This is a genomic window from Marinobacter sp. MIT930201, from assembly GCF_047122665.1.
Taxonomy (GTDB): domain Bacteria; phylum Pseudomonadota; class Gammaproteobacteria; order Pseudomonadales; family Oleiphilaceae; genus Marinobacter; species Marinobacter salarius.
Map to the genome: position 1 here is coordinate 533,936 of NZ_CP138916.1, position 19,101 is coordinate 553,036.

Annotated in this window: 19 protein-coding genes and 1 pseudogene; 5 read left to right on the top strand and 15 right to left on the bottom strand. The window is 56.1% G+C overall.

Annotation, left to right across the window (positions count from 1 at the left end):
- Nucleotides 1-12 precede the first annotated feature (12 nt).
- The 11 genes from SIC19_RS02540 to SIC19_RS02590 form a co-directional block, all read right to left on the bottom strand.
- On the bottom strand, nucleotides 13-1,911 hold the full coding sequence (locus SIC19_RS02540) for an NADH-quinone oxidoreductase subunit L (protein WP_062372457.1): 1,899 nt from the start codon (nucleotides 1,909-1,911) through the stop codon (nucleotides 13-15).
- A complete protein-coding gene (gene nuoK / locus SIC19_RS02545) occupies nucleotides 1,908-2,219 on the bottom strand; it encodes an NADH-quinone oxidoreductase subunit NuoK (protein WP_036206236.1) in 312 nt (103 codons plus the stop codon). The genes SIC19_RS02540 and nuoK overlap by 4 nt, the downstream gene beginning before the upstream one ends.
- Nucleotides 2,216-2,752, bottom strand: coding sequence for an NADH-quinone oxidoreductase subunit J (locus SIC19_RS02550; RefSeq protein ID WP_036206233.1), 537 nt, complete (start codon nucleotides 2,750-2,752; stop codon nucleotides 2,216-2,218). The genes nuoK and SIC19_RS02550 overlap by 4 nt, the downstream gene beginning before the upstream one ends.
- Complete coding sequence (locus SIC19_RS02555) at nucleotides 2,752-3,648, bottom strand: complex I subunit 1/NuoH family protein (protein WP_036206231.1); 897 nt, start codon at nucleotides 3,646-3,648, stop codon at nucleotides 2,752-2,754. The genes SIC19_RS02550 and SIC19_RS02555 overlap by 1 nt, the downstream gene beginning before the upstream one ends.
- Nucleotides 3,645-5,510 carry a heavy metal-binding domain-containing protein gene (locus SIC19_RS02560; protein ID WP_221886043.1) on the bottom strand — a complete coding sequence of 622 codons (1,866 nt, stop codon included), beginning with the start codon at nucleotides 5,508-5,510 and terminating at the stop codon, nucleotides 3,645-3,647. The genes SIC19_RS02555 and SIC19_RS02560 overlap by 4 nt, the downstream gene beginning before the upstream one ends.
- Nucleotides 5,507-5,869, bottom strand: coding sequence for an NADH-quinone oxidoreductase subunit A (locus SIC19_RS02565; protein WP_036206228.1), 363 nt, complete (start codon nucleotides 5,867-5,869; stop codon nucleotides 5,507-5,509). The genes SIC19_RS02560 and SIC19_RS02565 overlap by 4 nt, the downstream gene beginning before the upstream one ends.
- 80 nt (nucleotides 5,870-5,949) lie before the next feature.
- Nucleotides 5,950-6,366 (bottom strand): hypothetical protein, encoded by a 417-nt coding sequence (locus tag SIC19_RS02570; RefSeq protein ID WP_036206225.1) that lies wholly within the window; start codon nucleotides 6,364-6,366, stop codon nucleotides 5,950-5,952.
- Nucleotides 6,367-6,468: 102 nt separating this feature from the next.
- A complete protein-coding gene (locus SIC19_RS02575; RefSeq protein ID WP_036206222.1) occupies nucleotides 6,469-7,815 on the bottom strand; it encodes an APC family permease in 1,347 nt (448 codons plus the stop codon).
- Nucleotides 7,816-7,944: 129 nt separating this feature from the next.
- On the bottom strand, nucleotides 7,945-8,694 hold the full coding sequence (locus tag SIC19_RS02580; protein ID WP_127400856.1) for a copper resistance protein B: 750 nt from the start codon (nucleotides 8,692-8,694) through the stop codon (nucleotides 7,945-7,947).
- A complete protein-coding gene (locus SIC19_RS02585) occupies nucleotides 8,691-10,514 on the bottom strand; it encodes a copper resistance system multicopper oxidase (protein ID WP_127400855.1) in 1,824 nt (607 codons plus the stop codon). Before SIC19_RS02585 ends, SIC19_RS02580 begins: the two co-directional genes overlap by 4 nt.
- Nucleotides 10,515-10,601: 87 nt before the next feature.
- Nucleotides 10,602-11,129: a cupredoxin domain-containing protein gene (locus tag SIC19_RS02590; protein WP_041335181.1), complete on the bottom strand. Its 528-nt coding sequence runs from the start codon at nucleotides 11,127-11,129 to the stop codon at nucleotides 10,602-10,604.
- Between the two features lie 201 nt (nucleotides 11,130-11,330).
- On the opposite strand from SIC19_RS02590, the gene SIC19_RS02595 reads away from it, so the two are divergent.
- The 5 genes and pseudogenes from SIC19_RS02595 to SIC19_RS02615 all read left to right on the top strand — a co-directional run bounded on the left by SIC19_RS02595 (nucleotide 11,331) and on the right by SIC19_RS02615 (nucleotide 15,619).
- Nucleotides 11,331-11,996: a response regulator transcription factor gene (locus tag SIC19_RS02595; RefSeq protein ID WP_036206201.1), complete on the top strand. Its 666-nt coding sequence runs from the start codon at nucleotides 11,331-11,333 to the stop codon at nucleotides 11,994-11,996.
- Nucleotides 11,983-13,335 (top strand): sensor histidine kinase, encoded by a 1,353-nt coding sequence (locus SIC19_RS02600; protein WP_036206199.1) that lies wholly within the window; start codon nucleotides 11,983-11,985, stop codon nucleotides 13,333-13,335. The genes SIC19_RS02595 and SIC19_RS02600 overlap by 14 nt, the downstream gene beginning before the upstream one ends.
- 519 nt (nucleotides 13,336-13,854) lie before the next feature.
- Nucleotides 13,855-13,935: pseudogene (locus tag SIC19_RS02605) on the top strand (signal peptidase II); the annotation flags it as partial.
- A 25-nt stretch (nucleotides 13,936-13,960) separates the two neighbouring features.
- Complete coding sequence (locus SIC19_RS02610) at nucleotides 13,961-14,869, top strand: cation diffusion facilitator family transporter (RefSeq protein ID WP_036206197.1); 909 nt, start codon at nucleotides 13,961-13,963, stop codon at nucleotides 14,867-14,869.
- A gap of 219 nt (nucleotides 14,870-15,088) precedes the next feature.
- Nucleotides 15,089-15,619 (top strand): hypothetical protein, encoded by a 531-nt coding sequence (locus SIC19_RS02615; protein ID WP_412535570.1) that lies wholly within the window; start codon nucleotides 15,089-15,091, stop codon nucleotides 15,617-15,619.
- 331 nt (nucleotides 15,620-15,950) lie between these two features.
- On the opposite strand, the gene SIC19_RS02620 is transcribed toward SIC19_RS02615, so the two are convergent.
- The 4 genes from SIC19_RS02620 to SIC19_RS02635 all read right to left on the bottom strand — a co-directional run bounded on the left by SIC19_RS02620 (nucleotide 15,951) and on the right by SIC19_RS02635 (nucleotide 19,036).
- Complete coding sequence (locus SIC19_RS02620; RefSeq protein WP_127400853.1) at nucleotides 15,951-17,255, bottom strand: MFS transporter; 1,305 nt, start codon at nucleotides 17,253-17,255, stop codon at nucleotides 15,951-15,953.
- A 61-nt stretch (nucleotides 17,256-17,316) separates the two neighbouring features.
- Nucleotides 17,317-17,664, bottom strand: a complete 348-nt coding sequence (locus tag SIC19_RS02625; protein WP_036206192.1) for a DUF6488 family protein — start codon at nucleotides 17,662-17,664, stop codon at nucleotides 17,317-17,319.
- A 29-nt stretch (nucleotides 17,665-17,693) separates the two neighbouring features.
- Nucleotides 17,694-18,293: a hypothetical protein gene (locus SIC19_RS02630; protein ID WP_036206189.1), complete on the bottom strand. Its 600-nt coding sequence runs from the start codon at nucleotides 18,291-18,293 to the stop codon at nucleotides 17,694-17,696.
- 11 nt (nucleotides 18,294-18,304) lie between these two features.
- On the bottom strand, nucleotides 18,305-19,036 hold the full coding sequence (locus SIC19_RS02635; RefSeq protein ID WP_036206186.1) for a HupE/UreJ family protein: 732 nt from the start codon (nucleotides 19,034-19,036) through the stop codon (nucleotides 18,305-18,307).
- Between the last annotated feature and the right edge of the window lie 65 nt (nucleotides 19,037-19,101).

Here is a 19,101-nt window from a genome sequence, read left to right on the forward strand (position 1 = left end):
TACAGGGTTCCTTTAGACACTCAGTGAAGCTGAAAACAGGATGGCCAGGAGCACAGCGGTGGCTACGGCGCTGATCGCCAGGCTGTGATGGATCAGGCCGCTTTGCAGGGTTCTCGCCCGCGCGCCGAGGTCCCGCACACCGGCCACGAGGGCAAAGATCAGGCCGTCGATACCACGCTCATCCCCGCTGCGAACCCAGCGACCCACCGCCAGATTGGCGCGGCCGACGCCAAGTACGGCCAGATACAAACGTTGTTCCAGTCGCTCGCCCCCACGGGCAATGCTGAGAGCTGTATGACCAATGGCAAGCGCGGCCGCGTACAGATGATCCTCCAGACGGTCACAGCCCCGGGCAACAGCCATTGCGGGCCGGCCTATCCAGGCGGTAAGCCCGCCCGCGACCTCCAAACCCGATTCTGCCCATTGATGGGCAGGTCCAAGCAGGCGCTGGACCGGCACCAGCCAGCCCAAGGCCAGCCCGACCAATGCGGCGACGAGCCCCAGCACTATGGCGACGGTACCTGCGGTTTCCGGAGCGGGCAGATCAAGTATTGTTTCCAGGGGACCAAAGGCCAGACCCAGGCCAGCGGCGGGGATCGCCAGACCCCAGATGCCAGCGCGCATCCAGCCAGTACCTTCTACCGGCCGGCTGTCGCCCGAGCCCTGCCAGAGCACCCGTAAAGCCCGGCCCATATAGGCGCCGGTAAGCAGAGTGCCCGCCAGAGCCAGGGGGCCGAGCCAGGCGGCGCCTTGCCCCGACAGCGCGGCAGCAATTACCGCATCCTTGGAAAAGAACCCGCTCAGCGGTGGAATGCCCGCCAGTGCCAGCGCTGCCAGCGCAAAGCCGGCAAAGGCCCAGGGCCTGGCGCGGCCAACGCCTTTCAACTGATCAAAAGCGGTACCCTCGCGGGCATGTTGAAAGTCACCGGCAGCAAGAAACAGGGTGCTTTTAATGGCAGCATGGGCGAGAAGGTGCAACAGCGCGGCTGTCGGAACCCCGGCGCCCACTGCAATCAGCATCAGGCCGTACTGACTGGCCGTGGAAGCCGCCAGCAGGCGTTTGAGATCACGTTCGGCAAGCGCAATCACCCCGGCCGCCACCGTGGTGATACCACCCACAAGCCCTATAGCGAAAAGCGCTTCAGGACTCAGCAGCGTCGCAGACCGGATCAGCAGAATGGCGCCCGCCGCCACCAGCGTGGCCGAGTGCAGCAGCGCCGAGACCGGTGTCGGGCCGGCCATGGCGCGCATCAGCCAGTCCTGCAGGGGAACCTGGGCCGACTTACCCATGGCCGCCAGCAATAACAGCAGGCCGGCGGCGGTCGAGGCACTACCGCCAACTTCCAGAGAGGCGGCGATCTCACTGGTACCTGACGACCCGATGAGTATGAATATCGCCACATAAAGCCCGAGATCGGCGCTGCGGGTATAGAGAAAAGCACGGCTGGCTGCGTTTGCGGCTTCCGGCCGCTGGAACCAGAAGCCGATCAGCAGGTAACTGCAGAGGCCGATGAGTTCCCAGGCCGCCAACAACAGAACCCAGTCGCCAGCCAGCACCAACGCCTGCATCGCCGCCAGGAACAGCGACATTACGGCATAAAAGCGCGCCTGGCCGGACTCCCGCTTCATATAGCCGATGGCATAAACCAGAACGAAGGTTCCGACCGTGGCCACTGCCACACTCAGCAGTGCCGTCATCGGACCCGAAACCAGGCGCAAGGGCATGTCCGGCAGCCCGGGTAGAAGCAGGGTTTCGGCCTGGCCGTCAAGGGCTCCGGCCAGCAGCCGGACACCGCCTGCCAGGCTGAGCGTCGCGCCAGCCAGGGCCAGCGCAGCGCTGCCACGGCGCAGTATCAACACCGCCAGGGCGGCTATCAGCGGTGGCAATATCGGCAGAAGCACTGCACTCATCCTTTCAGGTCCTCCGCTTCTTCCATCTCGACTGAGCCCTTGGCCCGGAAGCGCGCAATAGCAACGCCAAAGCCGACCGCCATCTCCAGTGCCATAACCGTCATCACCACCAGCACAAACATCTGGCCGGAATAGGCTTCCGGATGCAGAAAGCGCCAGAAAGCCACCAGATTCACCATGGCGCCTGCCAGCATCAGCTCCACGCCCATCATGATCATCACCAGATTGGTCTGTGACAGAGCTCCATAGACTCCGATACCGAACAGGATGGCGCCGGTCACAAGCGCCAATATCAGAATCATGGTCATTCCGATGCCTCCTTGCCGTCTTTACTCGCCAGCTTTTTCACCGGTATTGACACCGCAGTGGCCGCGATCATTGCGGTCAGGATGGTGATGCCGGCGGTTTCGAAGATCATCATTGAGCGTCCCAGCAGTTCCATGCCCAACGCCCGTGTCTGCGCTTGCGCGTCCACCACCTGCTCCGCTGCGGGGCCCCAGTCGGACAGCAGCGCAACGGCGATGGCGACAACGGCGGCACTCACCCCGGCACCTATCGAGAAGCGCTTCTGGTGGCTCATATCCATACCGCCAAGCCCGCCGGGATCCATCATGAACATCACCATGAAGATGGCCATGATGCTCATCTCGGTGGCCATCATCATGATCTGCAGCACGCCCAGGAATTCGGTTTGCATCGCCAGGAACAGGCAGCCGACGGCGGTCATCGAAAACAGCAGTGCCAGTGCGGAACGCATCATGGACGAGGTGCGAAACACCACCACGCCGAAGCCAATGGCAGCCAGCCCGAAAACGGCAACGAAAAAAGCCTGTGCATACATCAGGGAACCACCAGAATCAGTAAGCCGACAATAATGATATTGAGCAGTGCGAGGGGAATACCCAGGACCCAGCACCACCGCATCAGATTCGCCTCGCGGATGCGTGGCAGATAGTGGCCGACGAGCAGCATCGACACGGCCACGGCCAGGGTCTTGATCAGGCTCCAGGCCGAGGGCGGCAGCAGCGGCCCATGCCAGCCGCCGAGATAGAACACCGTGGTCGCGGAGGCCAGCGTAACCACCAGCGTCAGCCGGGCAAGGCGAAGCACCGCCAGGCGTACCCCGGTATACTCAGCGTCGACACCGCCGCCAAGCTCCCCCTCTGCAGAAGGCAGGTCGAAAGGGGCGCGGAATGCCAGTGCCATGGCCGCAATATAAAACAGCACGAAGCCCAGGGGCTGGTAGACGATGTTCCATAGACCCGCTTGGGAGCCAACGATCGCAGTGTTTACCAGGGATTCGGCACGCATGGCCACGGCCGTGATCGGCATGACAATCAGCATGGAATAGGCAATAAGCTGGCCCAGAAAGCGCCAGCCACCGATCATCGCGTAGGCTCCATCCGGCCCCCAACCCGCCATGATCACCGCGACGAGCACGTAGGCCAGGGCCGCGTTCACAAACAGTGCGCCAGTGCCAAGGTCCGCAATGATCAGGTCCGGCGCCAGCGGCAGGACTGCCATACCGAGCACGGCGACAACCAAAAGAAGCACGGGCGCGGCCTCGAAGAAGACCCGGTCTGGTGAGCGCGGTACTATGGACTCACGGCCGAGGTGAGCCAGGCCGCGAAACAGAGGCGCGGCCGGGCTCAGGCGACCAGTCGCCATCCAGCCCTCAACCACAGCCAGCAGCCAGGCGCTGCCAAGCAGCGCGAGCAAAACAATAGCGACGGTCACGAAGTCACCTCCCAGGGCGAAAGGTCCAGTGACCCGACTGCCAGCAGCGCATCGCCCAGTTCCTGGCCCTCGACAAGCTTAGGGACCAGGCCGATATGCTGACTACAGGCGGTGTCCAGCTTGTATGACTTAACATGGCCGCGCTCCAGTTTCAGACTTAGCCGGGCCTCGCCGCGCGGAGTGTCAACGGTGGCCTCACCGGTTCCTGACACATCGCCAACGTCGCGCAGAACCGGCAGCGCCGGTTCCCCGCCCGACTTTATAAGGCCAAGGCTGGCGGAAATTTCGGCCAGGCGTTGCCTCAGGCGCGCCCAGGCATCTCCACCTTCATCCGCAGCACGCGCTACGGGCCCGCGCAGGTCAGAAGATTCCGTTGGCAGCAGGCCGATACCCTTAAGCCGTGATTTGAGTAAAGGCGTTCGCTCAAGGCGGGTTCCCAATGTGCGCAGCGCTGGCTCCAGGGCAGCAAGACTGTCCCTGTTAGCCTCTCTGACTTGCAGTTGCAGAGTTGCGGCCCGTTGCGTCAGCCAGGCAAAGCCGAGCTGGCGCCCTAACTGAGCCAGCCAGCCAAGGTGACTGGCGATGCGCTCACGCTCAAGGGCGCCGGTGCGAGCACCGGCGTTTGCCGAATCGCCCTCCAGCCCTGCCGCTTGCTCTATTGCCAGACAGACTAAAAGACGGTAGCTCACCGGTGCCAGTGGAATTGCGGCTGACAGATACCCAATGAAGGTCTCAGCATCCATCTCTTCACTTTCTTCAATATTCTCACCTTCGTTGGTCACCCCCACCAGGGAGGTCGCCTGCCCTTCGGTCACACCGTCGCCGTCGAGCGTGAGCGTCAACTTCAGTCCGCCGGGCAAGCCGGGGAAGACCGGACCGAACGGCACCTCAAGCCAGTCCATCTGCAGGCCATCGGCACTGCGTGGCAGATCCTTGGTGACTTCAATCATCGACATGAATCCCGAGGCGCCATGATCGTGGCCACCGTGATCGTGGCCACCGTGATCGTGCCCTCCATGCTCATGCCCACTGTGATCATGCTCACCGTGATCATGGCTGGAATGTTCATGTTCTGAGTGTGCCTCATCTTCCCCGTCCTCGCGGACTACCAGGTCCATACCGCACTTGGGGCAACTGCCAGGCTCGTCCCGAACAATTTCGGGGTGCATGGGGCAGGTATATTCGGTCGCGGCATTTTCGTGAGCGTGTTCCTGTTGGTGTTCGTTACTGTCGTCGTGGTCGTGGTCTTGGCACTGCTGTTCGTGATCATGGCGATGTTCATGATCGTGGCCGCCTTCAGGAGTCTGCTCCCCCGCTTCGCGTGCTACCAGATCCATGCCACATTTGGGGCAACTGCCCGGCTCGTCTTCGACAACTTCCGGGTGCATAGGGCAGACGTACTCGATTTTGACGTGCAGGACGGAGGCATCAAAATCCTCCGCTGAAGTAGCGAAGGCACCTTCCGCCAGTGCCCGCTTCAGCCGCCCAACCGCGTCGGCCAGTGCCTTTTGCGACAGACCCGCTGATACATCAGCATCCGGAAAAGACGATGGCGTCTTGCCGCCAAGCATGAGAATAGTGCGGGGCCGGGGCATCTGCGCATAAAGCACCGTTGCAACCTCGCCCATTTTTTCTGAAAGCCCGCCGACGATCAGAAGCACATTCGCATCACGGGGTGAGGCGCTGACACGCATGCCGGTGGCACTCACATTCAAGCCATGCGCCAGAGCGACATCCTGTCCCGGGACGATGAGACAACTCAGGTCACGCGCAAATGCACGGGAAACCCACTTCTGAAGAGCGGCAAACCGTGTCTGCCTCTGACGCGAACCTGTGGTGTTAATGGGATGATCAGAAGTCATTGACGCCTCAATGCCCCCTGACTCCAGCCATAAAGCAGGCCCAGAAAGAGGATGGCAAGAAATACGCCCATATCATACAAAGCAACCAGCCCTACTTCTTTGTACACGACGGCCCATGGGTACATGAACGCCATTTCCATATCGAAGGCCAGGAACAACAATGCGTAACCGTAGTAACGCGCGTGATAGCGCCCCCACACCGGATCCCGCGACAGCACACCGGAGCTTGCCGGCACATCCTTGCCCGGCTCCCCGCGCGCAGAGCCCATCACGCGCACAAACCCGTAAAGGCCCAGGATGGTAGCCACGATGCCGACCACCAGGGCAAGTAAAAGACTATACAGTTCCAAAAAACTCATTATCCAATCCTCGGATCGAGCAACCAAATAGCCCCTCACTCTCTTGCCAGGATGCCCGATGAAAATAATTCCCGGGTACCCTACTCCAGTCCGTGATGCTTCCCTTCGTATAATTTAACATTCCTGATCTCGCCTCCCTCATTGACCAATTCGAAATTATTGCCAGACAAAGGCTTTATCTTGTTACAGGAATAGTTGCGACCGTAGACAGATGTGCAAAATTTACCGTCTTTCACCTCCCATCTTCCAATATAATGGGTAAGGTTTCCCTGTTGTTCACGATACTTGGTCATTCCATAGATCGACCCATCGGGATCATAGTACTCATGAAAGGTTCGAGTGCGAAAATTGTCTTGGGCATCCCGAAATACCATTTGCACCGTGTTTCCGACGACGACATTGGCAACATCTTCGCCCGAGAGAATCTCATCAGCCTGTAAATATGGCGCTTGTAAAAACAACAAAAACACGAATAGTCTAAAGCTATTTGCTTTCATCCTGATCCCTCCCGCTTTCGTTCAACAATTGGTGTCACATCAACGCTGGCGTCTAGTCCTATCACAGGGTTACAAAAAGCTCAACGATCCAGTTATCGCCGATTAGTGGTGATCACGGACATGCGATTCTTCATGTTCCGAGCGCAGAAACTTCTTCAGAAAAATATGCTCTGCTGCGACGATAACAATCATCGTAATTACCGCCACGCCAATAACAAACGGATCACTATTCAGTTTGACCCAGACGAAACCCACGAGTACGAGCAAATCCAGGACGATAGCAATCGCTGGCACCCACGCCTTTGCCTTCACATCGTCGCGCAAATGACAAAGAACTCCCCAGTGAATGGCAATATCCATTACCAAATAGAACACAATGCCCAGAGCGGCAATCCGTGAGAGGTCAAAAAACGCCGTCAGAACGAGCCCGAGAACCACCGTGTAAACCAACGTGTGCTTCTGGATACTGCCAGGCATACCGAAATGACGGTGAGGAACCAGCTTCATTTCAGTCAGCATGGCCAACATACGCGAGACGGCGAAAATGCTGGCCAGAATGCCACCGGCGGTGGCCGTCATAGCAATCGCCACCGTGAACCAGACCGCATACTCGCCCAACGCCGGACGCGCTGCGGCCGCAAGCGAATAGTTCTGCGTTTCAATGATTTCACCCAGCGACAGATTGCTGGCAACCGCAAAACCCACCAGGGTATAAATCACTACGCAGGCCGCGATGGAAATAATGATCGCCCGCCCCACATTCCGTTTGGGGTCGATTACCTCGGAGCCACTGTTGGTAATCGTGGTAAAACCCTTGAAGGCCAGTATTCCCAGCGCCGTCGCACCCAGAAAATTACCCGTTGCTCCGGCTTCGCCCGTGCCTGAAAAGTCTACTGCGAGGTTATCAGTAATCCAGATACCCACAATTCCGAAAATCAGTATGCCTCCAATCTTTAACACGCCTATGAAAGACGCTACGCTCTGAATCATCCGGTTGCCGAGTAGATTGATCAGAAACGCTGCCATAATGAGGGCTACGCCAAGAATCGGCACCATTCGGCCGCTTTCATCGCCACCGAACAGTTGCATGGTGTAAGATCCAAAGGTTCGGGCCAGGAAGCTCTGGGCAATTACCATCGAGAAGTACATCAGCAACGCGTTGAAAGCCGTCGGCAACCGATCACCGTATGCTTTGTGCAAGTACATACCGATACCGCCGGCGGAGGGGTATGCATTTGAAATCTTGATGTAGGAATAGGAGCTGAAACTGACGATTATCGCCGCGGCCAGAAACGCCAATGGAAACAGAGTGCCCGTCATCTGTGCCATCTGCCCGGTCAAAGCGAAGATACCGGCACCAATCATCACCCCGGTACCCAGCATAACGGTTCCCGTGAGTGTGAGACTCCCCTCCTGATAGCGAGTGGTTCGGTCCTGCTCCCTGCTCATTCGCTCTCCTGATACTCTTATTCAAAAACCTGACATGCCACCGAAATCTGACGGGGCATTTCGAACATTTGACCTACATCAAATCCTGAAAAAAAAGCCAGGGGAAGACCCTGGCCCAAGACACCACGGTCAGAACACGATACGAGCACCAATCACGGCAAACCAGTCTTCTCTACCACCGCCGTCTGCCTGCGCAAAGTCCGCCGTATCACCATACTTACGCTCATGCACCACGCCCAAGTATGGCGAGAATGCCCGGTCAACCAGATCATAACGCACCCTGAGGCCGGTTTCCGTGGAAACCAGCCCTTTACCAACGCCAATTTCACGATCCTCACTGAATGCGACCGTCGCATCCAGTGTCGCCCCGAGGATCCAATAATTGGTGAGTAATAATTCATACTCCGCATCCAGCTCAGCGGACGTCTCACCTTCATTGCTCACATACAGATTTGCATCGATCTCAAACCATTGGGGTGCCAGCCCGGCGACACCGAGAACGGCATACGTACGGTCCGGCCCTTCGGGCGTATCGAAACGCACACCCGCTTTGGCGTCGAAAAACCTGGAGATGGGGATCTGGCCGACCAACTGGTTTTCCAGTGTTTCGTAGGCCTGCTCCTCGATCTCGTACTCCCCGGTTGTGAGCAAGCGGACTTTAAACTCGTCGGTGCCATAAAAAGCATCCGCGTTCCAGACGCCCAGTTCCTCGTTATCGTCGCTGTAGCGGTATTCAAACTCCTCGAATTGAACACCCCAGGTTGTGAGCGGCTGTTTACGAGCGGTGGTGTCGGAGATCATTTCCTGAGCTGTCACCGCCGTTGAGAATCCGATAGAGGCAAAGAAACTGACCGCAACAAGTGATCGAATACAACTCATGCCTCACCTCCTTCTTCAGCAGCCGCGTCTGTTTTGGCCTGCGTCGACTCTGGCCCACCTTCAACAATCACCTTACGGAACATACCAGCGGCCGCGTGGTAAGAGAGGTGGCAGTGGAACGCCCATTGGCCTGGCTCGTCGACTTCGGTTTCCATGTAAACGGTGGTGCCGGGCTGCACACTGACCGTGTGCTTGATCGGATTCCACTGGCCTGCGCCAACATCAAGGATGGACCACATACCGTGCAGGTGCATGGGGTGAGTCATCATGGTTTCGTTGACAAATTTGAAGCGGACCCGCTCACCGTATTTGAGACGAATCGGATCGGCGTCTTCATACTTGACGCCATTAATGCTCCAGGTGTAACGCTCCATATTGCCGGTCAGGCGAAGCTCGATCTCCCGGGTCGGTTCGCGGTCTTCATACAAAGGATCCTGAGCCTTGAGGTCAGCGTAAGACAGGAATTTACCGCCATTAGCAGCTTTGGGCATGAGGCCACTGCCCTTGGCGTAGAAAGGATCGTTTGCTTCTTCTTTCCCCATCGCCATGGAACCATGGTCCATGCCAGACATGCCGGACATGCCAGACATGCCCGAATGATCCATATCTTTCATGCTGGAATGATCCATACCTTCCATATTGGAATGATCCATGCTGTCCATGTTGGAGTGGTCCATCCCCTCCATCGAGGAATGATCCATCCCGGACATGTCACCCGAGTCACCCATATCCATGTTTCCGTGATCCATGCCTGCCATGCTGCCATGGTCCATGCCAGGCATGCCCCCCATATCAGCCATGGTCAGGCGCGCTGGTTCACGCATTGGTGGCACGGACCCTTCCATACCCATTTCGGGGGCCAGCGTAGCCCTTGCATAGCCTGACCGTCCCATGGATTCAGCAAAAATGGTATAAGCCTGCTCATCTTTCGGGCGCACGATCACATCGTAGGTTTCCGCTACACCGATCCGGAACTCGTCCACACTGACCGGCTGAACATTGTTGCCGTCAGCCTGGACAACCGTCATGTCCAGACCGGGAATCCGGATGTCGAAGTAGGTCATCGCAGAGGAGTTGATGAATCGCAGCCGGATCCGCTCACCCGGCTCAAAGAGTCCGGTCCAGTTCTGGTCCGGCCCTTTGCCATTGATCAGGCCCGTAAAGCCATGCACGTCTTCGACGTCTGCTTTCATCATGCGCATGCCACCCCAGGCCATGCGATCCCGAACTGTGTTCATAAAACCGTTCTCGGACACATCCGAGAAAAACTCGCCCACGGTCTGCTGATCGCGGTTGTAATAATCAGTCATCATTTTCAGGTTGCGCATGATGCGATCACCGGAATGCGGGTGTTTGTCGGTCAATTGGACGACGTATTCGCGGTCGTAACGGAACGGTTCACGCCCCTCGGGTTCGATAACGATGGAACCGTAGGCGCCATCCGGCTCCTGAAAACCAGAGTGGCTGTGGAACCAGTAGGTGCCCGCTTGCTGGATGGGAAATTCGTAAGTAAAGGTTTCACCCGGCTTGATGCCCGGGAAACTGATACCTGGTACTCCGTCCTGATCGAAAGGAAGGATCAGACCGTGCCAGTGAATGGACGTCATCTCATCCAGATTGTTGGTCACGTTGATCCTGACGTTTTCGCCTTCCTTGAAGCGCATCACCGGTCCCGGAGATGCGCCGTTGTATCCAATACCTTCCTTCACGAAATCGCCGGTATCAATTTTTACCCGGTCGACCGTAAGGTCGTACTCACCGGCCAAAACCATGGCTGGCATCAGCAGGCTCAAAAATCCTGTCAAAAAGCGTGTTTTCATCTGTTTTGCTCCAAACTGCATTTCGTTGGAGCTGGGCTGGGAAGCCATCACCAGCCCCTGCATTCGTTCGGTACTCAGCGCACTGTATTATTCGAAATTTACGTCACCGTACATTCCTGACTCGTAATGGCCTGGCACGTTACAGGCAAACTCAATGTCACCTTTTTCCGTAAACTTCCACACAACTTCCTTGCTCTGCCCGGGCTCAAGCAACACGCTGTTGGGGTCATCATGCTTCATGGTCTTACCATTGCCCATGTCCATGCTCATCATGTCCTGGTTGAGCTTGCCGCCCTGAATCACACCATGCTCGACCATCATCATCATTTCTTTCTGATGGCCTTCGTGCATGGAGGGGGTGCCAATATTGAACTCGTGAACGAGACTACCTTCGTTCTTCACCACAAAGCGCACGGTTTCGCCGGGCTCAACAGTGATTTCTTCCGGCTCGTAGTAATTATCGTACATTTCCACCGTGATAGTGCGACTGGCTTCGGAGGCTTTACCCAGTTCGCCGCTGCTGGCGCCATGGCCACCGCCATGAGCACCACCGGCGAGGGTCACTGCCGACATCGACATGGCGGCGGCTGCAACAATCAACTTGGATGCGTTCATCTTGTCTTCTCCTTTGTCATACTGACCGGCAAAGCCGGCGCTGGTTAGCCCTGAACATAGAGCAATGCCAAAATAGGAAGAACACCATCGCGCACTAACCTGAATTCTTACTGAAAATATCCAACTATTTTGTCGTTCAGGATGAATTCAGGTTGATCGGCGACACTCGATACACTCTTGACTCAGAGAAAGGGCACCGCGATGCGATTACTACTCGTTGAAGACGACCGATTGCTGGCAGACGGTTTAGGTCGTCAGCTTGAAAAGGCGGGATTCAGCGTTGATACAACCCATACGGCCAGAGAAGCCGCGATTCTGGGCGAGCAGGAAGATTATCGCGCGGTTGTTCTTGATCTTGGTCTGCCAGACGGCAATGGGTTGAACGTTTTAAGGACGTGGAGAAAACACCAGATCGGCTTTCCGGTGCTAATCCTTACGGCAAGGGGCGACTGGCACGACAAAGTAGAAGGACTGAAAGCGGGAGCAGACGATTACCTGGCAAAACCTTTCCAGACTGAGGAGTTGATCGCCCGGCTTAACGCCATTGTGCGTCGAAGCGAAGGGCGCATTCATTCCGTGGTAAAAGCCGGACGCTACGAACTGGATGAGAATCGCCAGAGCCTGAAATCCGACGATGGCAAAGAATACAGCCTCACGGGTACGGAATTCCGCCTGCTGCGCTGTCTGATGAGCCGTCCCGGTCATGTATTTTCAAAAGAGCAGTTAATGGACCAGCTATACAACCTGAACGACACCCCGAATGAGAACGTAATCGAAGCCTACATCCGCAGATTGCGAAAACTGGTAGGCAACGACACCATTTCTACCCGTCGCGGCCAGGGGTATCTGTTCAATGACACTGTTTAGCAAGCCCAAATCCGTCAAAGGAACTTTGCTTTTATTACTACTGCCTGCCGGCATTGCGTTAATGGGGCTTGCATGGCTGGTTCACGGCTTGTTACTGGACCGGATGTCCCGGGAATTCGTTGCGACACGACTTAAGGATGAGGTCGCCTTTCTGGAACACCAGATTCGCGACTCTGGCGGTCAATTGGATGATCTCCAGACCGGCGACTACTTTCAGGAGGTGTTTCACCACGCCTTTGCCATACATTCTCCTTCTTCAACCGTTATTTCCCCGGATTCCTGGGCGCCGGTGTTAACGTCCTTAATTGAATCAGCAGAAGATGGAACCCGTCGTGTGCAGGATGCGGATACCGTCGATGGGCCAAAGGACATTCTCGCGTATCGAAAGTCGTTCCTGGTGGGCGACACCCCTATTATAGTAATCGTGTCCGAGGATCTAGGCGCCCTGAAACGCAGCCAGGCAGAATTGCACGCGTGGACAGCCATCGTCTCTATTCTGCTGATTCTGCTTTTGGTCGTTGTAATCTGGTTCGGTATCAATCTGTCCATGCGCCCCGTTGTCGAGCTAAGAGCCACGCTTAAGCGACTTCAGGATGGCAAGGTCTCGCGGATTCATGTTCAGGCGCCTGAGGAGTTTCGACCGCTGGTCCAGCAGCTCAACCAGTTGCTCGACTCGCTGGATCAACGCCTGGAACGCTCAAGGGATGCGCTGGCAAACCTCTCTCACAGCGTGAAAACACCCATTGCGGCCGTCCGGCAGATTCTTGAGGACACCAGTCGTCCGCTCTCCAACGATCTCCGCCTTCAAATGACCGCGAGACTCAATGACATCGACAAACAGCTTGAAGCCGAGATGCGCCGAAGTCGCTTTGCAGGGCCGCAAGTTGGAAAAAGCGCTTACCCGCTGAAACAGGCGCGGGACCTACTCTGGATGCTGGGGCGGCTATACCCGGAAAAGTCTTTTGAACTGTCGAGCTCCCTGCCGGAGGACGCTCGCTGGCCGATTGAGGAACACGACCTGAATGAAATCATGGGCAATCTCCTGGACAACGCAGGCAAATGGTCAGAACGATGCGTGGAACTGTCACTCGTTCAACACTCCGGAAATCTGCAGATCGGCGTTTCAGACGATGGGCCAGGCGTCATTGAGACTGAAATCGGCAAGCTGGGTCAACGGGGATTGCGGCTGGATGAGCAAACGCCCGGCCATGGCCTTGGGCTGGCGATTGTTCGGGAAATTGTGGAACGTTATGGTGGAAGCCTCCATTTCTCACGCGCCAAAGAACACGGACTTTGCGTGACAGTCGACGTCCCCAGGGCTTCGAGTACGATCAGCTAAAACCGAATATCTGCACCGGAGCCCCCGTTCCGCCAGGCCCGTACAGTACTTCTGATCCCAGAATCCGTCCTCGCGGAGCTTACTGAGGAATCTCTGATCCTGGCTGGCCCACTCACCCAGATATCCAAAGCCCGGAGGTGTGCCAGAATCTTTCACAAGAGACTCACAAGTAATCGCCGCAGGAATTGCCGTTGCCCGATAAAGATCCCGGCGGCCAATTGATACCGAAAGCTTCGGCCCAGCAGCTAATACAGGGTCAAGTGGTGACACTTGAACGTGCGCTGGTTAAGGGGCCCATATCCAAGCATAGGCTAAACATTGACTCTATAGTTACTACAGAGTTTTAAATAGCGTTATTCGAACGAGCACCAGAAACGTGAATATGAGTATCGACCGGAATGAATAGTGTGGCAAATCACCCTATTTTTTAACAGGGTGCATCTTTGAAATAGGGCCGCGGCCTTCAGTCTCTTTGCCGATGGCGGGGGCTGGCACTGGCCGGCGTTCAATCTTGCCGACGTCTTCATAGTCCTGGGTGTGACCATGATTTTTGTCACGGGCTTCAGGGCCGAAAAAAGTGCCGGAAACAACACGAAATGAACAACTACCGAACAAGGAGAAAATAATGGGCCACGAGCATGCTCACATGTCACCGGATACCAAGGACAAGCGAGTTGCAGTAGCCATCTGGGCGAATGGCATCCTGACTGTCGCCCAGATCGCGGGCGGGATCTTCGCCGGTAGCCTGGCGTTGATCGCCGACGCTATACATAACTTTTCAGACATGGCATCGCTGGTTATCGCTTTTGCTGCCCGGAAAATTGCACGCCGCCCGGCCGACTCAAAGATGACCTTTGGCTATGGGAGAATTGAGATCGTTGCGGCACTCATAAACTACACCACCCTGATCATGATAGGCCTCTACCTGATCTACGAAGGTACCATGCGATTCATTGAGCCGACGGAAATCAAGGGATGGTGGGTAATCTGGCTTGGCATTGTCGCACTGGTGGTGGACGCGCTGACCGCGCTGCTGACCTACTCTATGCAGAAGGGCAGCGTTAATATTCGTGCGTTGTTTTTACACAACTTGTCTGATGCGTTTGCATCAATCGCAGTCGTTGTAGGCGGTGCCCTGATTCTCCTGTACGACATGCGCTGGGTTGATCCCGCAATCACAATTGGTATCGCCAGCTACATTCTCTACCTGGGCCTGACGGAAATCGGCGGAACCATCCGAACACTCATGCTGGGAAGTCCTGTGGATATTGACACAGATTCGGTCATTGAGGCTGTATCAAACGTAGAAGGCGTTATCGACCTTCACCACGTACATTTCTGGCAGATGGGTGAGCATGATGCCTCCCTCGACGCCCATGTGGTGGTCGAGATAAGTGCCTGGAATGAACTTGAGAAAGTCAAGGACGGGATAAAACGAACTTTGGAAAACGAATTCAGCATCACTCATTCAACATTGGAGTTTGAGCACCCTGATCACAGTCACAAAGATGCCCATACTTATGGCCATGGCTAGCAGGGCTGCTGAAAAGGGTGCCGTGTGGCAGATCGGCTGCGAATGGCCGACATGCCACACGGTTACGAACACCTTATGCGAGACGTAATTGAACGCCATCAGGTCTGGGCCTACCTCATCGCTGTTTTTTCCGGCCTCATTGCCGGATAGACCTCTTCCCTCGGCGACAGGGTGGAGGAGTGCCAGAGCACCCGAGCCATTGCGGCAACGCCGGTTCTGTTGATTGCTCAACTGTCTCTTCTGCCACTCTACCTCTGGCTTTTTGTGGGCAGTCAATTCGATTTAAATCTGGAGCTTGGGCGACACCTCCTGCCGGCCTTTGTCGGGCTGATTGTTGTCCCGATTATCTTGGCATTTCTGACTGAAAAATGGGCCGAAAACTCCAGAAAAGCCACCGGGTTCATTCGCTTCATGGGCCTGATGCCGGTCCCTCTGCTTACAGTCGTACTTTTTATCATCACGATGACACAGGTCAGCCAGATCGACAGTACCGGCCCTCTCATATGGCCCTTGATGATACTGTTCCCGGCTTATCTGCTAGCGGCGGCTCTGGTCGGAAAAGCTCTGCGCCGGGTCTTCCGATTACCGGCAGCAACCGGCCGTACCGTCATCTTCAGCCTTGGAACACGCAACTCCTTCGTGGTTTTACCTTTGGCACTTTCAATACCAGAAGCCTGGGCTGCGGCCGTCGTGGTGATTGTCGTCCAGTCTTTGGTGGAACTGTTTGGAATGATGCTTTATCTGCGGTAGGTGCCTGGTCGGCTGCTACCGGACACCTGAAAAATCTGACACCCATTGAGCTCATCTAAAAATAGATCTTATGTGCGTACCCGAACAAAGTGCGCCTGATCCTGCGCTAACTATTGTTTCACGAAAGCTCGGAAGGGACCGTCAAGAACTGGCAACGCTATGTCACTGCTTGACCACCTTCTACCCTACGATTTCTCGCCGCTGACCGTGCTGAGCGCTGAAGAGATTCGACGTAACCTCGTTACTCTTATCCAGGAGGATTCCTGAATCGAGTTGGAGTTGATCTTAGGGCACATTTCATCAGCTTGACGTCGAAAGGCGACGAAGTCATTTAACCCGGCCACCGCGGATGCAGCTCATCAATCACATACCGGTGGGAATGCTCCGCTCCCGATTCCGTTCTGTGCGGGTGGTCGCGTGGCAGGTCATGATGGCTATGGGCAATCACCAATGGATCATCGGCGGGCCACAGTCGGCTGGCAACAACCAGGAAGACTAGCCCAAGAACCGCCAACACAATCAGCGTTGGCTGAATGCCGACAGATGAACCAAGCCATCCCGCCAGCGGATAGGCTATCAGCCAGCCGGCGTGAGACAGCGAAAACTGGGCTGCAAACAGTGCTGAGCGGTCTTCGCCATGAGAAGACTGTGTGAGCAAACGACCTATGGGTGTCTGAACCGTTGAGAATCCGACACCAAGCAGCGCCCAGACTGGCATCAGCATGTAGATGCTGTCGGCAAACCAAGCCGCGCCCAAACCGCCGAGCAACACCCAAGCCCCTGCCAGCATCACCGGACGGTCCTTCCAGCTTCTGAGCAGCGCGGGCAGCGCCAGTGCCGCCAGTATGGAACCCGCGCCGAATGCCACAAAGGCCATGGCCGTGTGCTGATCGGTCAGGCCAAAACTACCCTGCACGATCACTACGGTGTTCACGATCACCATGGAGCCGGCCATGCTGACCACCACATTCAGCGCGATCAGCCCCCGAAGGCGCGGTGTGGCCATAAAAATACGAAACCCACGGCGGGCACGCTCGTAGATACCCCGATGCTTCTGCGGTGCAGAGCCAGAAGGCAGAGCCACCGATACGACGAGCAACGCGGATGCGATGAAGCCAACCACCGTGCCCGAAAACAGCCCCTGCCAACTGGTAACCAACAACAGCATGCCGGCCAGAGCCGGGCTGATCAGGTTTTCAAGATCGTAAGCCAGACGGGAAAGGGACAGTGCCCGCGTATAGTCGTCCTCGTTGGGTAAGGTGTCCGGGATGGTGGACTGGAACGTCGGCGTAAAGGCCGCAGATGCCGATTGCAGCACGGCGATCAGTACATACACCTCCCAGACCTCAGTCACAAAAGGCAAGGCAAGTGCAACGGCAGCTCGCACCAGATCCAGAGAAACCAGCATCACACGACGAGGTATGTTCTCCGCCAGTGCTGCAGCAATGGGGGCAATGAAGACATAGGCGACCATTTTGATTGCCATGGCTGTGCCAACCACCTGCCCCGCCTTATCACCAGCAAGATCAAAGGCCAGAAGGCTCAGGGCAACCGTTGCCAACCCCGTTCCCAGCAGGGCAACGACCTGGGCTAAAAACAGATGCCGGTAGGTGCGATTTTTCAGAATCTCAAGCATGGTTCTCCTGACTAAAGACCCGCAACCGGGCGGTTAGCGGGCCTTTGCTCCATCTCCAGCTTTACATTTTGCCGGAGTGGTTAGCTCCAACGGGGTTGCCGTACTCATCCACAAAGACATACAGGTTCGCTTTGTCTTCGCTGGCAGAGTCAGGATTAGCAAACTGGACGACCCATAGTTTACCCGCCGAGGTAGACCGCTGCTCGGCCTTGCCTCTGGAGGCTTCCGCCCAGCTAGAAGCAATCTGTTCTGAATTGACGAGTTGCTGCTTGACGGCGGCTGCTCGCTCGGTCACCTGTTCTTTCGAAACAGGCTCCGAAGCACCATGGCTATGGCCAGCCCCGGCAAATGCGTAGCCGGAAACCGACAAAACAATGACCGCTGCAAATACGTGAATCATTTTTTTCATGAGATAACTCCTAAGGATCAATAATTGAATTACTTCTTGCTAATGCCGCTGTAAAACCCGCTGGTGTCAAGAACCACAGTGACAGCTGTTTCTCCGCGATTTTCCCAGTACCATCCATGCGTACCGTCAAACGGTGCCTCAAATGCTCCGCTCGCAGACGGCTGGTCGCGCCCCTGCCAGTAGCTGGTGAAATTGTCGCCGTCATTGAACCGTTCACCGTGCATATCGAAGTTCACCGAACCTCCCTCCGTGGTCCAGTTAAAGACCATTCGATCACCCTCGGCCATTGTGGCTTTGACTTCCAGACCCTCGTTTGGTCCCAAAGTGACGGTTGTGGAATCAGAACTCAACCCTTCTGGCGTTTTCCAGACCGGGCCAGCCGACAATGCCAGCAGGTTACCTGACGAGGCCGGTGCTGACTCAGGCTGCGCGGACTCAGCGGCGTTAGCCTGACTGAGTACAGTCAACCCCATGGTCTGGCCGAGTCCCGTGGGATCGATGCCATATTCGGCCGGGAGGATGGTTGTGACCAGAACCACTCCGCCGATAACAGCAGCCACTCCGGTCGCCTTGAACAAGCTTTTTGAGGAAGGAAGTCCCTCACGATTCATATTGGAAATGTCTTGCATGGTCTAGCTCCTCAGGAAACGGTGTACAGGCCAGTCAACTGATAACCCATCAGCATAAAACCGGCACTCATCAACAGAACGTTGGCTGCAAGTGCTTGCCGGGGGAAAACATCCGTCCGGCGCCAGAAGTTCATCGCAATCAGAATGATGCCCAGAGCCATCAACTGGCCAATCTCAACTCCAACATTAAACGCCAGAATGTTCGCCACCAGGCCATCCTCTGCAAGCGTGAAATCCTGGAGCTTTGTGGCCAGGCCGAACCCATGGAAAAACCCGAAAATCAGGACAGCGGCCTTGGTATTGGGCTGAAATCCAAACCAACGGCGAAACGCGCCAAGGTTATCCAGAGCCTTGTAAACCACGGAAAAGCCAATAATGGCATCCACCATATAGGCGTTGACGTTGGTCTCGCTGAGCACGCCGTAAAGAAGCGTGACGCTGTGTCCAACTGCAAAAAGCGTGACGTAGATACCCACGTCTTTCATGCGGTAAAGAAAGAAGATGACACCTGCCAGGAACAGGAGGTGGTCATAGCCGGTGACCATGTGTTTGGCCCCCAGATAGATAAAGGGCAGCAATTGTGCCCCGCTGGCCTGCTCAATGAACGTGGCATCGCCTGCTTCAACACCATGGGCAAATAGCAGAGGAGAAAACATCAGGCCTACGAGCGCTGCCCCTAAAAGGTACAGCCAACGCACGCCAACGCCCACGCCTGTTCGGCGCGGAAACGGCATATGATTCATTCGGTGATCTCCGAAATATCGACAGAAATTTAGATAAAGACGCTGACGCGTCAGTTCTTAATGAC